Here is a 14,970-nt window from a genome sequence, read left to right on the forward strand (position 1 = left end):
AAGGAGGAACTCAATATGCCTCGTAAAGGACCTGTTGCGAAACGTGACGTGTTACCTGATCCAATGTACAATTCTAAACTTGTAACACGCCTAATCAACAAAATGATGGTTGACGGTAAAAAAGGTAAATCTCAAACAATTCTTTATAACGCTTTCGATATCGTTCGTGAACGTTCAGATAAAGAACCAATGGAAGTATTCGAGCAAGCTCTTAAGAACATCATGCCTGTTCTTGAAGTACGCGCTCGTCGTGTTGGTGGTGCTAACTACCAAGTTCCAGTTGAGGTTCGTCCAGAACGCCGTACAACTTTAGGTCTTCGCTGGTTAGTAAACTATGCTCGTCTTCGTGGTGAAAAAACTATGGAAGAGCGTCTAGCTTACGAAATCTTAGATGCAGCTAACAACGCTGGTGCATCTGTTAAGAAACGTGAAGACACTCATAAAATGGCAGAAGCTAACAAAGCATTTGCTCATTACCGTTGGTAGGATTCAACGTAAAATAAATGTAAGCATAAACCGCTTTATTTGTCGCTTATGGAAGTGTGGAGAGGGAGAATGCCTCTCCCTTTCGTTGGGCGCTCGTTTTACATAATGAGGGTACTGGACACTGGCATATGTAACAATATAAAGTGGCTTTTTTGCTACTTAAAATAAAAAAATCCAATCCATATATGGAAGGAGCAAGACACCAAATGACAAGAGAGTTCTCTTTAGAAAACACTCGTAATATTGGTATCATGGCTCACATCGATGCTGGTAAAACTACAGCAACTGAGCGTATTCTGTATTACACAGGACGTATTCATAAAATCGGTGAAACTCATGAAGGTGCATCTCAGATGGACTGGATGGAGCAAGAGCAAGAGCGTGGTATCACAATTACTTCTGCTGCAACTACAGCTCAATGGAAAGGTCACCGTGTAAACATCATTGACACTCCAGGACACGTAGACTTCACAGTAGAAGTAGAACGTTCTTTACGCGTACTTGATGGTGCGGTAGCAGTACTTGATGCACAATCTGGTGTTGAACCACAAACAGAAACTGTTTGGCGTCAGGCTACTACTTACGGTGTACCTCGTATCGTATTCGTTAACAAAATGGATAAGATCGGTGCAGATTTCTTATACTCTGTAGGAACAATCCACGATCGTTTACAAGCAAACGCACATCCAATTCAGTTACCAATCGGTGCTGAAGATGAGTTCAATGGTATCATTGACCTTGTTGAAGAGTGTGCTTACATGTACGGTAACGATTTAGGAACAGACATCGAGCGTGTCGAAATTCCTGAAGAGCACAAAGAACTAGCTGAAGAATACCGTGGAAAGCTTATTGAAGCGGTAGCTGAGCTTGATGAAGAAATGATGATGAAGTACCTAGAAGGTGAAGAAATCACTGTAGAAGAGCTTAAAGCTGGTATCCGTAAGGCTACAACTTCTGTAGAATTCTTCCCAGTAATCTGTGGTTCTGCATTCAAAAACAAAGGTGTTCAAATTCTATTAGACGCAGTTATCGACTACCTACCATCTCCATTAGATGTACCTGCTATTAAAGGTACTCTTCCGGATACAGAGGAAGAAGTAGAACGTAAGTCTAGCGATGAAGAACCATTTGCAGCTTTAGCATTCAAAATCATGACTGACCCTTATGTTGGTAAGTTAACGTTCTTCCGTGTGTACTCTGGTGTGTTAAACTCTGGATCATACGTGAAAAACTCAACTAAAGGTAAGCGTGAGCGTGTAGGTCGTATCCTACAAATGCACGCTAACAGCCGTGAAGAGATTTCAACAGTTTACGCTGGTGACATCGCTGCTGCTGTAGGTTTAAAAGATACTACTACTGGTGATACTCTTTGTGACGAGAAGAGCCTTGTTATCCTTGAGTCTATGGAATTCCCAGAGCCAGTTATCTCTGTAGCTATCGAACCAAAATCTAAAGCTGACCAAGATAAAATGGGTACAGCATTATCTAAGCTTTCTGAAGAAGATCCAACATTCCGTGCTCACACTGACCAAGAAACTGGCCAAACAATCATCGCTGGTATGGGTGAACTTCACCTTGATATCATCGTTGACCGTATGCGCCGTGAATTCAAAGTTGAAGCAAACGTTGGTGCTCCTCAGGTAGCATACCGTGAAACTTTCCGCGCTGCTGCGAAAGTTGAAGGTAAGTTCGCTCGTCAATCTGGTGGACGTGGACAATTCGGTCACGTTTGGATTGAGTTTGCACCTAACGAAGAAGGTAAAGGATTTGAATTCGAAAACAAAATCGTCGGCGGTGTAGTTCCACGTGAATACATCCCAGCTGTTGGAGCGGGTCTTGAAGACTCACTTAAAAATGGTGTACTAGCTGGTTACCCACTAGTTGACATTAAAGCAGCATTAGTTGACGGTTCTTACCATGATGTCGATTCATCTGAGATGGCGTTCAAAATCGCTGCATCTATGGCACTTAAAGCTGCGGTTTCTAAATGTAACCCAGTAATTCTTGAGCCAATGATGAAAGTTGAAGTTGTAATTCCTGAAGAATACATGGGAGACATCATGGGTGACGTAACATCTCGTCGTGGACGTGTAGAAGGTATGGAAGCTCGCGGTAACGCACAAGTTGTTCGCGCTATGGTTCCACTTTCTGAAATGTTCGGTTATGCGACAGCATTACGTTCAAACACTCAAGGACGCGGAACATTCTCAATGACATTTGATCATTATGAAGAAGTACCGAAGTCTGTTTCAGAAGAAATTATTAAAAAAAATAAAGGTGAATAATTGATTTTTATCGATTGTTCAAGTATAACTACTTATGTAAGCTTAGAAAGTGAGACTTCGGTTTCGCTTTCTAGTCTAAATATAAAATAACCTATATAAACTAAGGAGGAATTTAGAATGGCTAAAGCTAAATTCGAACGTTCTAAACCCCATGTTAACATCGGTACAATCGGCCACGTTGACCATGGTAAAACTACATTAACTGCTGCGATCACTACAGTTCTTGCAAAAGCTGGTGGTGCTGAAGCACGCGGATACGATCAAATCGACGCTGCTCCAGAAGAAAGAGAGCGCGGAATCACAATCTCAACTGCACACGTTGAGTACGAAACTGAAACTCGTCACTATGCACACGTTGACTGCCCAGGTCACGCTGACTATGTTAAAAACATGATCACTGGTGCTGCTCAAATGGACGGCGGTATCTTAGTAGTATCTGCTGCTGATGGCCCAATGCCTCAAACACGTGAGCACATCCTTCTTTCTCGTCAAGTAGGTGTACCTTACATCGTTGTATTCTTAAATAAATGCGACATGGTAGACGACGAAGAATTATTAGAATTAGTAGAAATGGAAGTTCGTGACCTATTATCTGAATACGGATTCCCAGGCGACGACATTCCTGTAATCAAAGGTTCTGCTCTTAAAGCTCTTCAAGGAGAAGCTGATTGGGAAGCAAAAATCATTGAATTAATGACTGAAGTTGATGCTTACATCCCAACTCCAGAACGTGAAACTGACAAACCATTCTTAATGCCTATCGAGGATGTATTCTCTATCACAGGTCGTGGTACAGTTGCAACTGGTCGTGTAGAGCGCGGAATCGTTAAAGTTGGTGACGTAGTAGAAATCATCGGTCTTGCTGAAGAGAATGCTTCTACAACTGTAACTGGTGTAGAAATGTTCCGTAAACTTCTTGACCAAGCTCAAGCTGGAGACAACATCGGTGCTCTTCTTCGTGGGGTTGCTCGTGAAGACATCCAACGTGGACAAGTTCTTGCTAAAACTGGCTCTGTAAAAGCACACGCTAAATTCAAAGCTGAAGTTTTCGTATTATCTAAAGAAGAAGGTGGACGTCACACTCCATTCTTCGCTAACTACCGTCCTCAGTTCTACTTCCGTACAACTGACGTAACTGGTATCATCCAATTACCAGAAGGTACTGAAATGGTAATGCCTGGTGACAACATCGAAATGACTATCGAACTTATCGCTCCAATCGCTATCGAAGAGGGAACTAAATTCTCTATTCGTGAAGGTGGACGTACAGTAGGTTACGGCGTAGTTGCAACTATCGTTGAGTAATCTTAACTGATATAAAAACCCAAGGGATTCTCCCTTGGGTTTTTTGTTTGTGTTTATATAATGAGTAAGATTATATTTTTATGTTTTGACGAGTTTCTTCTATATTAATATAAAACCATCAAAACAAAATCCAGAAACTGTAAAATGAATTCTGTTAGATGAAAACTTGAAATTCTTTAAAGTGCCATGTATAATAGCAAAAGTAGAGAAAAGCAGATGCAAACAAAAAGATGCTTGCATCTAGACGAATAACATTGTATAATAGACAATGTTGGTCTTTGACTGCGATGAAGTGGAAGGTTGCTGACACACCCGGCCGCTTTGCCATGGCATGGTGTGGGGAAATTTCCATGGAGAAGGTCTATTTTAGAAATAGGCGAACGAAGGAGGGAAAATAATGGCAAAAGAAAAAATTCGTATCCGTTTAAAAGCTTATGATCACCGTATTCTTGATCAATCAGCTGAGAAAATTGTAGAAACAGCTAAGCGTTCTGGGGCAACAGTTTCTGGTCCGATCCCATTACCAACTGAGAAGACTATTTACACAATTCTTCGTGCTGTTCATAAGTACAAAGATTCTCGTGAGCAATTCGAAATGCGCACACACAAACGTTTAATCGATATCGTGAGTCCTACTCCACAAACAGTAGATTCATTAATGCGTTTAGACTTACCGTCTGGTGTAGATATCGAAATCAAACTATAAATTATATAACTTAAAAATGTAGGAGGTGTAACTCATGACCAAAGGAATCTTAGGAAGAAAGATCGGTATGACTCAAGTATTTGCTGAGAACGGTGAGTTAATCCCAGTAACAGTTATCGCTGCTAATCCAAACGTTGTTCTTCAAAAGAAAACAACTGAAACTGATGGCTACAATGCAATCCAGTTAGGATTTGAAGATAAACGTGAAAAGTTAACTAACAAACCTGAACAAGGCCACACTGCTAAAGCATCTACAACTCCTAAGCGCTTCATTCGCGAAATCCGCGATGCAGACGTGGACGGATTAGAGGTTGGTCAAGAGGTAAAAGTTGAAGTTTTCGCTGCAGGTGAAATCGTTGACGTAACAGGAATTTCTAAAGGTAAAGGTTTCCAAGGTGTTATCAAACGCCACGGACAATCTCGCGGACCTATGTCTCATGGTTCTCGCTATCACCGTCGTCCAGGTTCAATGGGCCCAGTTGCTCCGAACCGTGTATTCAAAGGCAAAAAACTTGCTGGACGTATGGGTGGAGACCAAGTTACTATCCAAAACTTAGAAATCGTTCAAGTTGACACTGAGCGCAACTTATTACTAGTAAAAGGTAACGTTCCAGGTGCTAAGAAATCTCTTGTAGTTGTTCAAGGCGCTGTGAAGGTTAGCAAATAATTCACAATAGGAAGGAGGAATTCCAATGCCAAAAGTTACTGTATATAACCAAACTGGTTCACAGGTTGGTGAAATCGAATTAGCTGAAGCTATTTTCGGTATCGAACCAAATGAAGCTGTACTTTTCGAAGCTGTAATGATGCAACGTGCATCTTTACGTCAAGGTACACACAAAGTAAAAACTCGTTCTGAAGTTCGCGGTGGTGGTCGTAAACCATGGCGTCAAAAAGGAACTGGACGTGCTCGTCAAGGGTCTATCCGCTCTCCTCAATGGCGTGGTGGTGGTACGGTATTCGGACCTACACCAAGAAGCTATGCGTACAAACTTCCTAAGAAAGTTCGTCGTTTAGCAATCAAATCTGCATTAGCTACTAAAGTAGTTGAGAACAACATTGTAGTTCTTGAAGACCTAGTGTTAAATGCACCAAAAACAAAAGATATGCTAGCAGTACTTAAAGGATTAACTGTTGAGAAGAAAGCTCTTATCGTAACTGCTGATGCAAACGAATCTGTAGAGTTATCTGCTCGCAATATCCCTGGAGTAACAGTAATCACTGCTGATGGCGTAAACGTTTTAGACGTGCTTCATCATGATAAGCTAATCATGACAAAAGCGGCAGTGGAAAAAGTAGAGGAGGTGCTTGCATAATGAGAGATCCTCGTGATATCATTAAGCGCCCAGTTATCACTGAACGTTCTATGGAAATGATGGCTGAAAAAAAATACACGTTCGATGTGGACGTTAAATCTAATAAAACAGAAGTTAAAGATGCTCTTGAAGCGATCTTTGGTGTTAAAGTAGAAAAAGTGAACATCATGAACTACAAGCCGAAAGCAAAACGCGTTGGTCGTCACGCTGGTTTTACTAGCCGTCGTCGTAAAGCAATCGTTAAGCTAACTGCTGACAGCAAAGAAATCGAAATCTTCCAAGGCGTTTAATTCTTACTAAAGAAGGAGGGAAATTGAGATGGGAATTAAAAAGTATAATCCAACTACTAACGGTCGTCGTAATATGACTACGAATGATTTCGCTGAAATCACGACTGACAGACCCGAAAAGTCATTACTTGCTCCTTTAAGCAAGAAGGCGGGTCGTAATAACCAAGGTAAAATTACTGTACGTCATCAAGGTGGCGGACATAAGCGTCAATACCGTATCATCGACTTTAAGCGTAACAAAGATGGAATTCCAGGACGCGTTGCTACGATCGAATACGATCCAAACCGCTCTGCGAATATCGCATTAATTAACTACGTTGACGGTGAAAAACGTTACATTCTTGCTCCTAAATCTTTAGAAGTAGGTATGGAAGTTATGTCTGGCCCAGAAGCTGACATTAAAATCGGTAACGCATTACCATTAATCAACATTCCAGTAGGTACTGTTGTTCATAACATCGAGCTTAAGCCTGGTCGTGGCGGACAATTAGTTCGTTCTGCTGGTACATCTGCTCAAGTACTTGGTAAAGAAGGTAAATACGTACTTGTACGTTTAACTTCTGGTGAAGTACGTCTTGTATTATCTGCTTGTCGCGCTTCAATCGGTCAAGTTGGTAACGAACAACACGAACTTATCAAAATCGGTAAAGCAGGTCGCTCTCGCTGGTTAGGTAAACGCCCAACAGTTCGTGGTTCTGTAATGAACCCGGTTGATCACCCACACGGTGGTGGTGAAGGACGTTCTCCAATCGGACGTAAGTCTCCAATGTCTCCATGGGGTAAACCAACTCTTGGATTCAAGACTCGTAAGAAAAATAAAGCGTCTGATAAATTTATCGTTCGTCGTCGTAAAAAATAATGGGATTGTAGTACGGTTCATTTCTAGAACCGTACGCCAATCACGAAGGGAGGCACCAAAATGGCTCGTAGCTTAAAAAAAGGACCATTTGTCGATGATCACTTAATGAGCAAAATGGAAAAATTAGTTGCATCTGAGCAAAAACAAGTTGTTAAAACTTGGTCTCGCCGTTCAACAATCTTCCCTCAGTTCATCGGACACACAATCGCTGTATATGATGGTCGTAAACACGTACCTGTGTACATCACTGAGGATATGGTTGGCCATAAGTTAGGTGAATTCGCACCAACTCGTACGTATAAAGGTCACCTTGCTGACGATAAGAAAACTAGAAGATAATGAGAGGAGGCACTTCAATGCAAGCTAAAGCAGTAGCGAGAACAGTTCGTATTGCTCCTCGTAAAGTTCGTTTAGTAGTAGACTTAATCCGAGGTAAGCAAGTGGGTGAAGCGATTGCTATCCTTAACCACACACCAAAAACTGCTTCTCCAGTTGTAGAAAAAGTTTTAAAATCTGCAATCGCAAATGCAGAGCACAATTATGAGATGGATATTAACAACCTAGTTGTTGAAAAAGTTTTCGTTGACGAAGGTCCAACGTTGAAACGTTTCCGTCCACGTGCAATGGGTCGTGCAAGCCAAATTAACAAACGCACAAGCCACATCACAGTTGTGGTATCAGAAAAGAAGGAGGGATAATCGATGGGTCAAAAGGTTAATCCAATTGGTCTTCGTGTCGGTGTTATCCGTGACTGGGAATCTCGTTGGTTCGCTGAGAAAGATTACGCTACATTATTACATGAAGACATCAAAATCCGTGAGTACATTACTGTACGCTTAAAAGATTCTGCTGTTGCTAAAGTAGAAATCGAACGTGCAGCAAATCGTGTAAATGTTACAATTCACACTGCAAAACCTGGTATGGTAATTGGTAAAGGTGGTACTGAAGTTGAAGCACTTCGTAAAGCTCTTAACCAATTAACAGGCAAGCGTGTACACATCAACATTTTAGAAGTTAAGAGAGCTGATCTTAACGCTAAATTAGTAGGCGAAAACATCGCTCGTCAATTAGAAAACCGTGTATCATTCCGTCGTGCACAAAAGCAAGTTATTCAACGTGCTATGCGTGCAGGTGCTAAAGGTATTAAAACACAGGTTTCGGGTCGTCTTGGCGGAGCTGATATCGCTCGTGCAGAATCTTACAGTGAAGGAACTGTTCCACTTCATACACTTCGCGCTGATATTGACTATGCAGCAGTTGAAGCTGATACAACATACGGTAAATTAGGCGTAAAAGTATGGATCTACCGTGGAGAAGTCCTTCCTACAAAAAAGAAAGCTTCTGAGGAAGGAGGAAAATAATATGTTAATGCCAAAACGCGTAAAATATCGTAGAGAGCATCGTGGTAAAATGCGTGGTCGTGCAAAAGGTGGAACTGAAATTGCTTTCGGTGAATTCGGTTTACAAGCACAAGCTGCTTCATGGATTACAAACCGTCAAATCGAAGCTGCTCGTCGTGCAATGACTCGTTACATGAAACGTGGCGGTAAAGTATGGATTAAAATTTTCCCTTCTAAGCCTTACACTGCAAAACCTCTAGAAGTACGTATGGGTTCCGGTAAAGGGGCACCAGAAGGCTGGGTAGCAGTAGTAAAACCTGGGAAAATTATGTTCGAAATCGCGGGTGTGTCTGAAGAGGTAGCACGCGAAGCATTACGTCTTGCAGCTCACAAGTTACCTGTGAAATGTAAATTCGTAAAACGTGAAGAAAATGGTGGTGAATCTAATGAAAACTAATGATATTCGTGAATTAACCACTGCCGAAATCGAAACAAAAGTTAAAGCTTTAAAGGAAGAGTTGTTTAATCTTCGCTTCCAACTTGCTACAGGACAATTAGAGAATCCAACTCGCATTCGTGAAGTGCGTAAAGCAATTGCTCGTATGAAAACTGTAGTTCGTGAAAGAGAGATCGGAATTAATCGATAAATTGAGGGGAGGTTTGCATAGTGAGCGAACGTAACCAACGCAAAGTTTATACTGGTCGTGTAGTGTCTGACAAAATGGACAAAACGATTACAGTTTTAGTTGAAACTTACAAAACTCATTCCTTGTACGGAAAACGTGTTAAGTATTCTAAGAAGTACAAAGCCCATGATGAGCAAAACCAAGCGAAACTTGGCGATATCGTTAAAATCATGGAAACTCGCCCGCTTTCTGCTACTAAGCGTTTCCGTTTAGTTGAAATCGTTGAAGAAGCGGTTATTATCTAAATAGACGAATCGGAATTTTTAGTCCGAAGGGAGGTTTCATAACATGATCCAACAAGAATCTCGTTTGAAAGTTGCTGACAACTCTGGTGCACGTGAACTTTTAACAATTAAAGTATTAGGCGGCTCTGGTCGTAAATATGCTAACATTGGTGATATTATCGTTGCTACGGTAAAACAAGCAACACCAGGTGGCGTTGTTAAAAAAGGTGACGTTGTTAAAGCAGTAGTAGTACGTACGAAGAGCGGAGCTCGTCGTCCGGACGGTTCTTACATCAAATTTGATGAAAACGCAGCGGTTATCATTAAAGACGATAAGAGCCCACGTGGTACTCGTATCTTCGGACCAGTAGCTCGTGAATTACGTGATAGCAACTTCATGAAGATCGTTTCTTTAGCTCCAGAAGTTCTATAATTTAAGGTATTGCCTTGCTAAGGAGGTGCAGAATTAAGATGCATGTAAAAAAAGGTGATAAAGTACAGGTAATCACTGGTAAAGACAAAGGAAAACAAGGCGTTATCCTTGTGGCTTTCCCAAAGCAAAACCGTGTTATCGTTGAGGGTGTCAATATCGTTAAGAAGCACTCTAAGCCATCTCAATTAAATCCACAAGGTGGAATTATTACTAAAGAAGCACCTATTCACGTTTCTAACGTTATGATTTTAGATCCGAAAACAGGTGAACCTACTCGTGTAGGCTTCAAAGTAGAAGATGGTAAAAAAGTTCGTATTGCAAAAAAATCTGGTGAATTATTAGATAAATAATTTTCTTAAGAAAGGAGGTCACTTCATTGAATCGCCTTAAAGAGAAGTTCCAAAAGGAAATTACTCCTGCTCTAGTGAGCAAGTTTAACTATAAATCTGTGATGGAAGTACCGAAAATCGAAAAGATCGTAATCAACACTGGTGTTGGTGACGCGGTATCTAACTCAAAAGCTTTAGACAATGCAGTAGAAGAATTAACACAAATCGCAGGTCAAAAACCTGTTGTAACTCGTGCTAAAAAATCAATCGCTGGTTTCCGTCTTCGTGAAGGTATGCCAATCGGTGCGAAAGTAACTTTACGCGGCGAGCAAATGTATGAGTTCTTCGACAAATTAGTGTCAGTTTCTTTACCACGTGTACGTGATTTCCGTGGTGTTTCTAAGAAATCATTCGATGGTCGTGGGAACTACACATTAGGTGTTAAAGAGCAACTTATCTTCCCTGAGATCGATTATGATAAAGTAAGCAAAGTCCGCGGTATGGACATCGTAATCGTTACTACAGCGAAAACTGATGAAGAAGCTCGTGAACTTTTAACACAATTCGGTATGCCATTCCAAAAATAATGGAAGCCAACGCTAAGTAGAGGAGGCGAAAACGTGGCTAAAAAATCTATGATAGCGAAACAAAAGCGTACTCCTAAGTTTAAAGTACAAGAGTATACACGTTGCGAACGCTGCGGTCGTCCGCATTCTGTATACCGCAAATTTAAACTTTGCCGTATTTGTTTCCGTGAACTTGCATATAAAGGTCAAATTCCTGGTGTTAAAAAAGCTAGTTGGTAAAACCCACAAATGGGAAGGAGGTAAAACACATGGTGATGACAGATCCAATTGCAGACATGCTTACTCGCATCCGTAATGCGAACATGGTACGTCATGAGAAATTAGAGGTTCCTGCTTCTAAAATCAAAAAAGAGATCGCTGAACTTTTAAAACGTGAAGGTTTCATTCGTGATGTAGAATACATCGAGGATAACAAACAAGGTATCCTTCGTATTTTCCTGAAATATGGTGCAAACAATGAACGTGTAATCACTGGATTAAAACGTATCAGTAAACCTGGCTTACGCGTTTACGCTAAAGCTGATGAAGTACCACGTGTACTTAACGGATTAGGTATCGCTCTTGTTTCTACATCTAAGGGAGTAATGACAGACAAAGATGCTCGTCAATTACAAACTGGTGGAGAAGTAGTAGCATACGTTTGGTAATATATATTTAAAACGAACGGAGGTGTGACCACATGTCTCGTATTGGTAAAAAGATTCTTGAAATCCCTGCAGGTGTTACTATTACAATTGCAGAAGACAATACTGTAACAGTAAAAGGCCCTAAAGGTGAATTAACTCGTAAATTCAATGCTGATATGTCTATCAAAATTGAAGAAAATACACTAACAGTTGAGCGTCCATCTGAACAGAAGGAACACCGTGCATTACACGGTACAACTCGTGCTTTAATCGGAAACATGGTTGAAGGTGTAACTACAGGTTTCGCACGCGGACTTGAATTAGTCGGTGTTGGTTACCGTGCTCAAAAACAAGGAGATAAACTTGTATTAAGCGTAGGTTATTCTCATCCAGTAGAAATGACTCCGGAAGCAGGTATCGAAGTTGAAGTACCTGCACCAACTAAAATCGTAATTAAAGGTATCGACAAGCAACGTGTTGGCGAATTTGCTGCTAACATCCGTGCTGTACGTGCTCCTGAGCCATATAAAGGTAAAGGTATTCGTTACGAAGGCGAAGTTGTTCGTCGTAAAGAAGGTAAAACTGCTAAGTAAACCCGTTAGGTGAGAGAAAGGAGTGACAAGAATGATCACTAAAGCTGATAAAAATGCGACTCGTAAGAAAAGACATGCACGTGTACGTGCTAAACTTACTGGTACTGCAGAACGTCCACGTTTAAACGTGTTCCGTTCTAACCAACATATTTACGCTCAAGTTATTGATGATGTGAATGGTGTAACGTTAGTAAGTGCATCTACTCTTGATAAAGACCTTGCTCTTAACGGTACTAGCAATACTGAAGCTGCTACGAAAGTTGGAGAATCAGTTGCTAAGCGTGCTGTAGAGAAAGGCGTTAAAGAAGTAGTATTCGATCGCGGTGGTTACTTATACCATGGCCGTGTTAAAGCTCTAGCTGAAGCTGCTCGTGAGGCTGGATTACAATTTTAATGGTCAAAGGAGGGAAAATTGATGCATCGCATTGACCCAAGTAAATTAGAACTTGAAGAACGTGTAGTTACGATAAATCGTGTCGCGAAAGTTGTTAAGGGTGGTCGTCGTTTCCGCTTTGCTGCACTAGTTGTAGTTGGCGATAAAAACGGTCATGTTGGATTCGGTACTGGTAAAGCACAAGAGGTACCAGACGCAATTCGCAAAGCTATCGAAGACGCTAAGAAAAACTTAATCGCTGTACCATTAGTTGGTACAACAATTCCACACACAATCAACGGTCATTTTGGAGCTGGTGAAGTATTCTTAAAACCTGCTGCTGAAGGTACTGGTGTTATTGCTGGTGGACCTGTTCGTGCGGTACTTGAATTAGCTGGTGTACAAGATATTCTTTCGAAATCTCTTGGTTCTAACACACCAATCAACATGATTCGCGCTACTGTGAACGGATTAAGCGAACTTAAGCGCGCTGAAGATGTTGCAAAATTACGCGGTAAATCTGTAGAAGAGCTACTAGGTTAAGGAGGGAAAACAAATGGCGAAAAAGTTAGAAATTACCCTCACTCGTAGTGTAATTGGTCGTCCACAAGATCAACGTGCGACGGTAGAAGCTTTAGGTCTTAAAAAGTTGAATTCAACTGTAGTTAAGGAAGAAACTCCTGCTATTCTTGGTATGATCAACAAAGTTTCTCACCTTATAACTGTAAAAGAAGCTTAAGGATAACTCATTAATATAAGGAGGTGCCTGGGAATGAAACTTCATGAATTAAAACCTGCAGAAGGTTCTCGTAAAGTACGTAACCGTGTCGGTCGTGGTATCGGTTCTGGTAACGGTAAAACTGCTGGTAAAGGTCATAAAGGACAAAACGCACGTTCTGGTGGCGGTGTTCGTCTTGGCTTCGAAGGTGGTCAAACTCCATTATTCCGTCGTTTACCAAAACGCGGCTTCACAAACATTAACCGTAAAGAGTTTACTATTGTAAACTTATCAACGTTAAATCGTTTTGAAGATGGTACAGAAGTAACACCTGAATTATTGCTGGAAACTGGCGTTATCAGCAAGTTAAACGACGGTGTTAAAATTCTTGCAAGCGGAGCAGTAGAGAAAAAATTAACTGTTAAAGCGCACAAGTTCTCTTCAAGTGCTAAAGAAGCAATTGAAGCAGCTGGCGGATCAGTTGAGGTGATCTAATGTTTCGTACAATCTCCAACTTTATGCGCGTTGCTGAGATAAGACGTAAAATATTATTCACTTTAGCGATGTTAATCGTATTCAGGATTGGCACGTTTATCCCAGTGCCATTTACAAATGGAGACGTACTGAAAGCACAAGATCAATTAAATGCCTTAGGTATCCTAAATACATTTGGCGGTGGCGCCTTGAAAAACTTCTCCATCTTCGCGATGGGAATCATGCCGTATATTACAGCATCCATCATCGTGCAATTATTGCAGATGGATGTTGTTCCTAAATTTTCGGAATGGTCGAAGCAAGGTGAAATGGGCCGTCGTAAACTAACGCAATTCACGCGTTACTTTACAATTGTTCTTGCGTTTATTCAGGGGTTTGGTATGTCAATCGGTTTTAACGGTATGGTAGGTGGGCAATTAATTTTGAATCCTGGTTGGAGCACTTATTTATACATTGCTACGGTACTGACTGCTGGTACTGCATTTTTAATGTGGTTAGGTGAACAGATTACAGCTAAAGGTGTAGGTAATGGTATTTCCATCCTTATCTTTGGTGGTATTGCCGCAGCGATCCCAAGTGTTATATCTCAAGTGTATCAACAACAGTTTCAAAATATCGGAGATCAATTGTTCATGAGTATCGTTAAAGTTGTATTGATCTTACTAGCTGTGCTAGCGGTTATTGTTGGTGTTATTTTCATTCAACAGGCTGTTAGAAAGATCCCAATTCAATATGCGAAGCGTGTAACAGGAGCGAATGGGAATCATGCTGGAGCACAAAACACTCATTTACCACTTAAGGTAAATAGTGCGGGTGTTATTCCAGTCATTTTTGCTGTTTCATTCTTAATTACACCTCCAACTATTGCACAGTTCTTCCCGAAACATGATGTATCGCAGTGGATTATTGCAAACTTTAACTATTCTCACCCAGTGGGAATGATCATATATGTTGCGCTCATTGTAGCCTTCACATATTTCTATGCATTTGTTCAGGTTAATCCAGAGCAAATGTCAGAGAATCTAAATAAGCAAGGTGGATATGTTCCAGGTATTCGTCCGGGTAAGAATACGGAACAATATTTAACAAAAATCTTGTATCGTTTGACCTTTGTAGGATCAATTTTCCTAGCAGCGATTGCAATCTTACCAGTTATCTTTACGAAATTGGGAAATCTTCCTCCATCTGCACAGATCGGTGGAACGAGTATGTTAATCGTTGTCGGCGTTGCTTTAGAAACAATGAAGCAGCTAGAAAGCCAACTGGTAAAACGCCATTACAAAGGGTTTATCAAGCAATGAGTAAGTGGGAAGGCTTGT

At 41.0% G+C, this 14,970-nt stretch carries 25 protein-coding genes; all 25 read left to right on the forward strand.

The annotated features are described in order from the left end of the window. Window positions 1-15 precede the first annotated feature (15 nt). The 25 genes from rpsG to secY all read left to right on the forward strand — a co-directional run bounded on the left by rpsG (window position 16) and on the right by secY (window position 14,952). Window positions 16-486 (forward strand): 30S ribosomal protein S7, encoded by a 471-nt coding sequence (gene rpsG, locus ACUN26_RS24540; RefSeq protein WP_001137492.1) that lies wholly within the window; start codon window positions 16-18, stop codon window positions 484-486. Between the two features lie 206 nt (window positions 487-692). Next, window positions 693-2,771, forward strand: coding sequence for an elongation factor G (gene fusA / locus ACUN26_RS24545; RefSeq protein ID WP_000196385.1), 2,079 nt, complete (start codon window positions 693-695; stop codon window positions 2,769-2,771). Between the two features lie 117 nt (window positions 2,772-2,888). Beyond that, on the forward strand, window positions 2,889-4,076 hold the full coding sequence (gene tuf / locus ACUN26_RS24550; RefSeq protein ID WP_001029617.1) for an elongation factor Tu: 1,188 nt from the start codon (window positions 2,889-2,891) through the stop codon (window positions 4,074-4,076). A 397-nt stretch (window positions 4,077-4,473) separates the two neighbouring features. Next, window positions 4,474-4,782, forward strand: a complete 309-nt coding sequence (gene rpsJ / locus ACUN26_RS24555) for a 30S ribosomal protein S10 (protein ID WP_001040595.1) — start codon at window positions 4,474-4,476, stop codon at window positions 4,780-4,782. Window positions 4,783-4,816: 34 nt separating this feature from the next. Continuing rightward, the gene (gene rplC, locus ACUN26_RS24560; protein ID WP_000160209.1) at window positions 4,817-5,449 is read left to right on the forward strand and encodes a 50S ribosomal protein L3; all 633 of its coding nucleotides are present in this window, start codon (window positions 4,817-4,819) and stop codon (window positions 5,447-5,449) included. A 25-nt stretch (window positions 5,450-5,474) separates the two neighbouring features. Beyond that, a complete protein-coding gene (gene rplD, locus ACUN26_RS24565) occupies window positions 5,475-6,098 on the forward strand; it encodes a 50S ribosomal protein L4 (protein WP_001127258.1) in 624 nt (207 codons plus the stop codon). Beyond that, entirely contained in the window at window positions 6,098-6,388 is a 291-nt protein-coding gene (gene rplW, locus ACUN26_RS24570) for a 50S ribosomal protein L23 (RefSeq protein WP_001205558.1), read from the forward strand. Before rplD ends, rplW begins: the two co-directional genes overlap by 1 nt. Window positions 6,389-6,416: 28 nt before the next feature. Beyond that, the gene (gene rplB, locus ACUN26_RS24575) at window positions 6,417-7,247 is read left to right on the forward strand and encodes a 50S ribosomal protein L2 (RefSeq protein ID WP_000511583.1); all 831 of its coding nucleotides are present in this window, start codon (window positions 6,417-6,419) and stop codon (window positions 7,245-7,247) included. Window positions 7,248-7,307: 60 nt separating this feature from the next. Beyond that, window positions 7,308-7,586, forward strand: a complete 279-nt coding sequence (gene rpsS / locus ACUN26_RS24580; RefSeq protein WP_000124454.1) for a 30S ribosomal protein S19 — start codon at window positions 7,308-7,310, stop codon at window positions 7,584-7,586. Between the two features lie 17 nt (window positions 7,587-7,603). After that, a complete protein-coding gene (rplV, locus tag ACUN26_RS24585; protein WP_001148024.1) occupies window positions 7,604-7,945 on the forward strand; it encodes a 50S ribosomal protein L22 in 342 nt (113 codons plus the stop codon). A gap of 3 nt (window positions 7,946-7,948) precedes the next feature. Continuing rightward, window positions 7,949-8,608, forward strand: coding sequence for a 30S ribosomal protein S3 (gene rpsC, locus ACUN26_RS24590; RefSeq protein WP_000529958.1), 660 nt, complete (start codon window positions 7,949-7,951; stop codon window positions 8,606-8,608). Window position 8,609: 1 nt separating this feature from the next. Further along, window positions 8,610-9,044 carry a 50S ribosomal protein L16 gene (rplP, locus tag ACUN26_RS24595; protein ID WP_000928969.1) on the forward strand — a complete coding sequence of 145 codons (435 nt, stop codon included), beginning with the start codon at window positions 8,610-8,612 and terminating at the stop codon, window positions 9,042-9,044. Beyond that, a complete protein-coding gene (gene rpmC / locus ACUN26_RS24600; RefSeq protein ID WP_000855718.1) occupies window positions 9,034-9,234 on the forward strand; it encodes a 50S ribosomal protein L29 in 201 nt (66 codons plus the stop codon). Before rplP ends, rpmC begins: the two co-directional genes overlap by 11 nt. Before the next feature lie 20 nt (window positions 9,235-9,254). After that, window positions 9,255-9,518 (forward strand): 30S ribosomal protein S17, encoded by a 264-nt coding sequence (rpsQ, locus tag ACUN26_RS24605; RefSeq protein WP_000004106.1) that lies wholly within the window; start codon window positions 9,255-9,257, stop codon window positions 9,516-9,518. Window positions 9,519-9,561: 43 nt separating this feature from the next. Further along, on the forward strand, window positions 9,562-9,930 hold the full coding sequence (gene rplN / locus ACUN26_RS24610) for a 50S ribosomal protein L14 (RefSeq protein ID WP_000615912.1): 369 nt from the start codon (window positions 9,562-9,564) through the stop codon (window positions 9,928-9,930). 38 nt (window positions 9,931-9,968) lie between these two features. Continuing rightward, window positions 9,969-10,280 carry a 50S ribosomal protein L24 gene (rplX, locus tag ACUN26_RS24615; RefSeq protein ID WP_000558200.1) on the forward strand — a complete coding sequence of 104 codons (312 nt, stop codon included), beginning with the start codon at window positions 9,969-9,971 and terminating at the stop codon, window positions 10,278-10,280. A gap of 26 nt (window positions 10,281-10,306) precedes the next feature. Then, window positions 10,307-10,846, forward strand: coding sequence for a 50S ribosomal protein L5 (gene rplE / locus ACUN26_RS24620; protein WP_001080829.1), 540 nt, complete (start codon window positions 10,307-10,309; stop codon window positions 10,844-10,846). Between the two features lie 33 nt (window positions 10,847-10,879). Further along, on the forward strand, window positions 10,880-11,065 hold the full coding sequence (gene rpsN, locus ACUN26_RS24625) for a 30S ribosomal protein S14 (RefSeq protein WP_001085700.1): 186 nt from the start codon (window positions 10,880-10,882) through the stop codon (window positions 11,063-11,065). A 29-nt stretch (window positions 11,066-11,094) separates the two neighbouring features. Further along, on the forward strand, window positions 11,095-11,493 hold the full coding sequence (gene rpsH, locus ACUN26_RS24630; RefSeq protein WP_000245511.1) for a 30S ribosomal protein S8: 399 nt from the start codon (window positions 11,095-11,097) through the stop codon (window positions 11,491-11,493). Between the two features lie 32 nt (window positions 11,494-11,525). Then, the gene (gene rplF / locus ACUN26_RS24635; protein ID WP_000086552.1) at window positions 11,526-12,065 is read left to right on the forward strand and encodes a 50S ribosomal protein L6; all 540 of its coding nucleotides are present in this window, start codon (window positions 11,526-11,528) and stop codon (window positions 12,063-12,065) included. Between the two features lie 31 nt (window positions 12,066-12,096). After that, entirely contained in the window at window positions 12,097-12,459 is a 363-nt protein-coding gene (rplR, locus tag ACUN26_RS24640) for a 50S ribosomal protein L18 (RefSeq protein ID WP_000628818.1), read from the forward strand. A gap of 21 nt (window positions 12,460-12,480) precedes the next feature. Continuing rightward, a complete protein-coding gene (gene rpsE / locus ACUN26_RS24645) occupies window positions 12,481-12,981 on the forward strand; it encodes a 30S ribosomal protein S5 (protein WP_000554646.1) in 501 nt (166 codons plus the stop codon). 13 nt (window positions 12,982-12,994) lie between these two features. After that, window positions 12,995-13,177, forward strand: coding sequence for a 50S ribosomal protein L30 (gene rpmD / locus ACUN26_RS24650; RefSeq protein ID WP_001085231.1), 183 nt, complete (start codon window positions 12,995-12,997; stop codon window positions 13,175-13,177). A gap of 33 nt (window positions 13,178-13,210) precedes the next feature. After that, window positions 13,211-13,651 (forward strand): 50S ribosomal protein L15, encoded by a 441-nt coding sequence (gene rplO, locus ACUN26_RS24655; protein WP_000766083.1) that lies wholly within the window; start codon window positions 13,211-13,213, stop codon window positions 13,649-13,651. Further along, window positions 13,651-14,952, forward strand: a complete 1,302-nt coding sequence (gene secY / locus ACUN26_RS24660) for a preprotein translocase subunit SecY (RefSeq protein WP_000490120.1) — start codon at window positions 13,651-13,653, stop codon at window positions 14,950-14,952. The genes rplO and secY overlap by 1 nt, the downstream gene beginning before the upstream one ends. The last annotated feature ends 18 nt before the right edge of the window (window positions 14,953-14,970 follow it).

The organism is Bacillus sp. WC2503, from assembly GCF_052682895.1.

Bases quoted from the DNA above. Each gene is read 5' to 3' on its own strand.
- rplO (WP_000766083.1), top strand. From the start codon at position 13,211: ATGAAACTTCATGAATTAAAACCTGCAGAAGGTTCTCGTAAAGTACGT.
- rplN (WP_000615912.1), top strand. From the start codon at position 9,562: ATGATCCAACAAGAATCTCGTTTGAAAGTTGCTGACAACTCTGGTGCA.
- fusA (WP_000196385.1), top strand. From the start codon at position 693: ATGACAAGAGAGTTCTCTTTAGAAAACACTCGTAATATTGGTATCATG.
- rpsG (WP_001137492.1), top strand. From the start codon at position 16: ATGCCTCGTAAAGGACCTGTTGCGAAACGTGACGTGTTACCTGATCCA.
- rplD (WP_001127258.1), top strand. From the start codon at position 5,475: ATGCCAAAAGTTACTGTATATAACCAAACTGGTTCACAGGTTGGTGAA.
- rplV (WP_001148024.1), top strand. From the start codon at position 7,604: ATGCAAGCTAAAGCAGTAGCGAGAACAGTTCGTATTGCTCCTCGTAAA.
- rpsC (WP_000529958.1), top strand. From the start codon at position 7,949: ATGGGTCAAAAGGTTAATCCAATTGGTCTTCGTGTCGGTGTTATCCGT.
- rplR (WP_000628818.1), top strand. From the start codon at position 12,097: ATGATCACTAAAGCTGATAAAAATGCGACTCGTAAGAAAAGACATGCA.
- rplP (WP_000928969.1), top strand. From the start codon at position 8,610: ATGTTAATGCCAAAACGCGTAAAATATCGTAGAGAGCATCGTGGTAAA.
- rpsS (WP_000124454.1), top strand. From the start codon at position 7,308: ATGGCTCGTAGCTTAAAAAAAGGACCATTTGTCGATGATCACTTAATG.
- rplX (WP_000558200.1), top strand. From the start codon at position 9,969: ATGCATGTAAAAAAAGGTGATAAAGTACAGGTAATCACTGGTAAAGAC.
- rplW (WP_001205558.1), top strand. From the start codon at position 6,098: ATGAGAGATCCTCGTGATATCATTAAGCGCCCAGTTATCACTGAACGT.
- rplF (WP_000086552.1), top strand. From the start codon at position 11,526: ATGTCTCGTATTGGTAAAAAGATTCTTGAAATCCCTGCAGGTGTTACT.
- rplB (WP_000511583.1), top strand. From the start codon at position 6,417: ATGGGAATTAAAAAGTATAATCCAACTACTAACGGTCGTCGTAATATG.
- rpsJ (WP_001040595.1), top strand. From the start codon at position 4,474: ATGGCAAAAGAAAAAATTCGTATCCGTTTAAAAGCTTATGATCACCGT.
- rpmC (WP_000855718.1), top strand. From the start codon at position 9,034: ATGAAAACTAATGATATTCGTGAATTAACCACTGCCGAAATCGAAACA.
- rplC (WP_000160209.1), top strand. From the start codon at position 4,817: ATGACCAAAGGAATCTTAGGAAGAAAGATCGGTATGACTCAAGTATTT.
- rpsE (WP_000554646.1), top strand. From the start codon at position 12,481: ATGCATCGCATTGACCCAAGTAAATTAGAACTTGAAGAACGTGTAGTT.
- secY (WP_000490120.1), top strand. From the start codon at position 13,651: ATGTTTCGTACAATCTCCAACTTTATGCGCGTTGCTGAGATAAGACGT.
- tuf (WP_001029617.1), top strand. From the start codon at position 2,889: ATGGCTAAAGCTAAATTCGAACGTTCTAAACCCCATGTTAACATCGGT.
- rpmD (WP_001085231.1), top strand. From the start codon at position 12,995: ATGGCGAAAAAGTTAGAAATTACCCTCACTCGTAGTGTAATTGGTCGT.
- rpsH (WP_000245511.1), top strand. From the start codon at position 11,095: ATGGTGATGACAGATCCAATTGCAGACATGCTTACTCGCATCCGTAAT.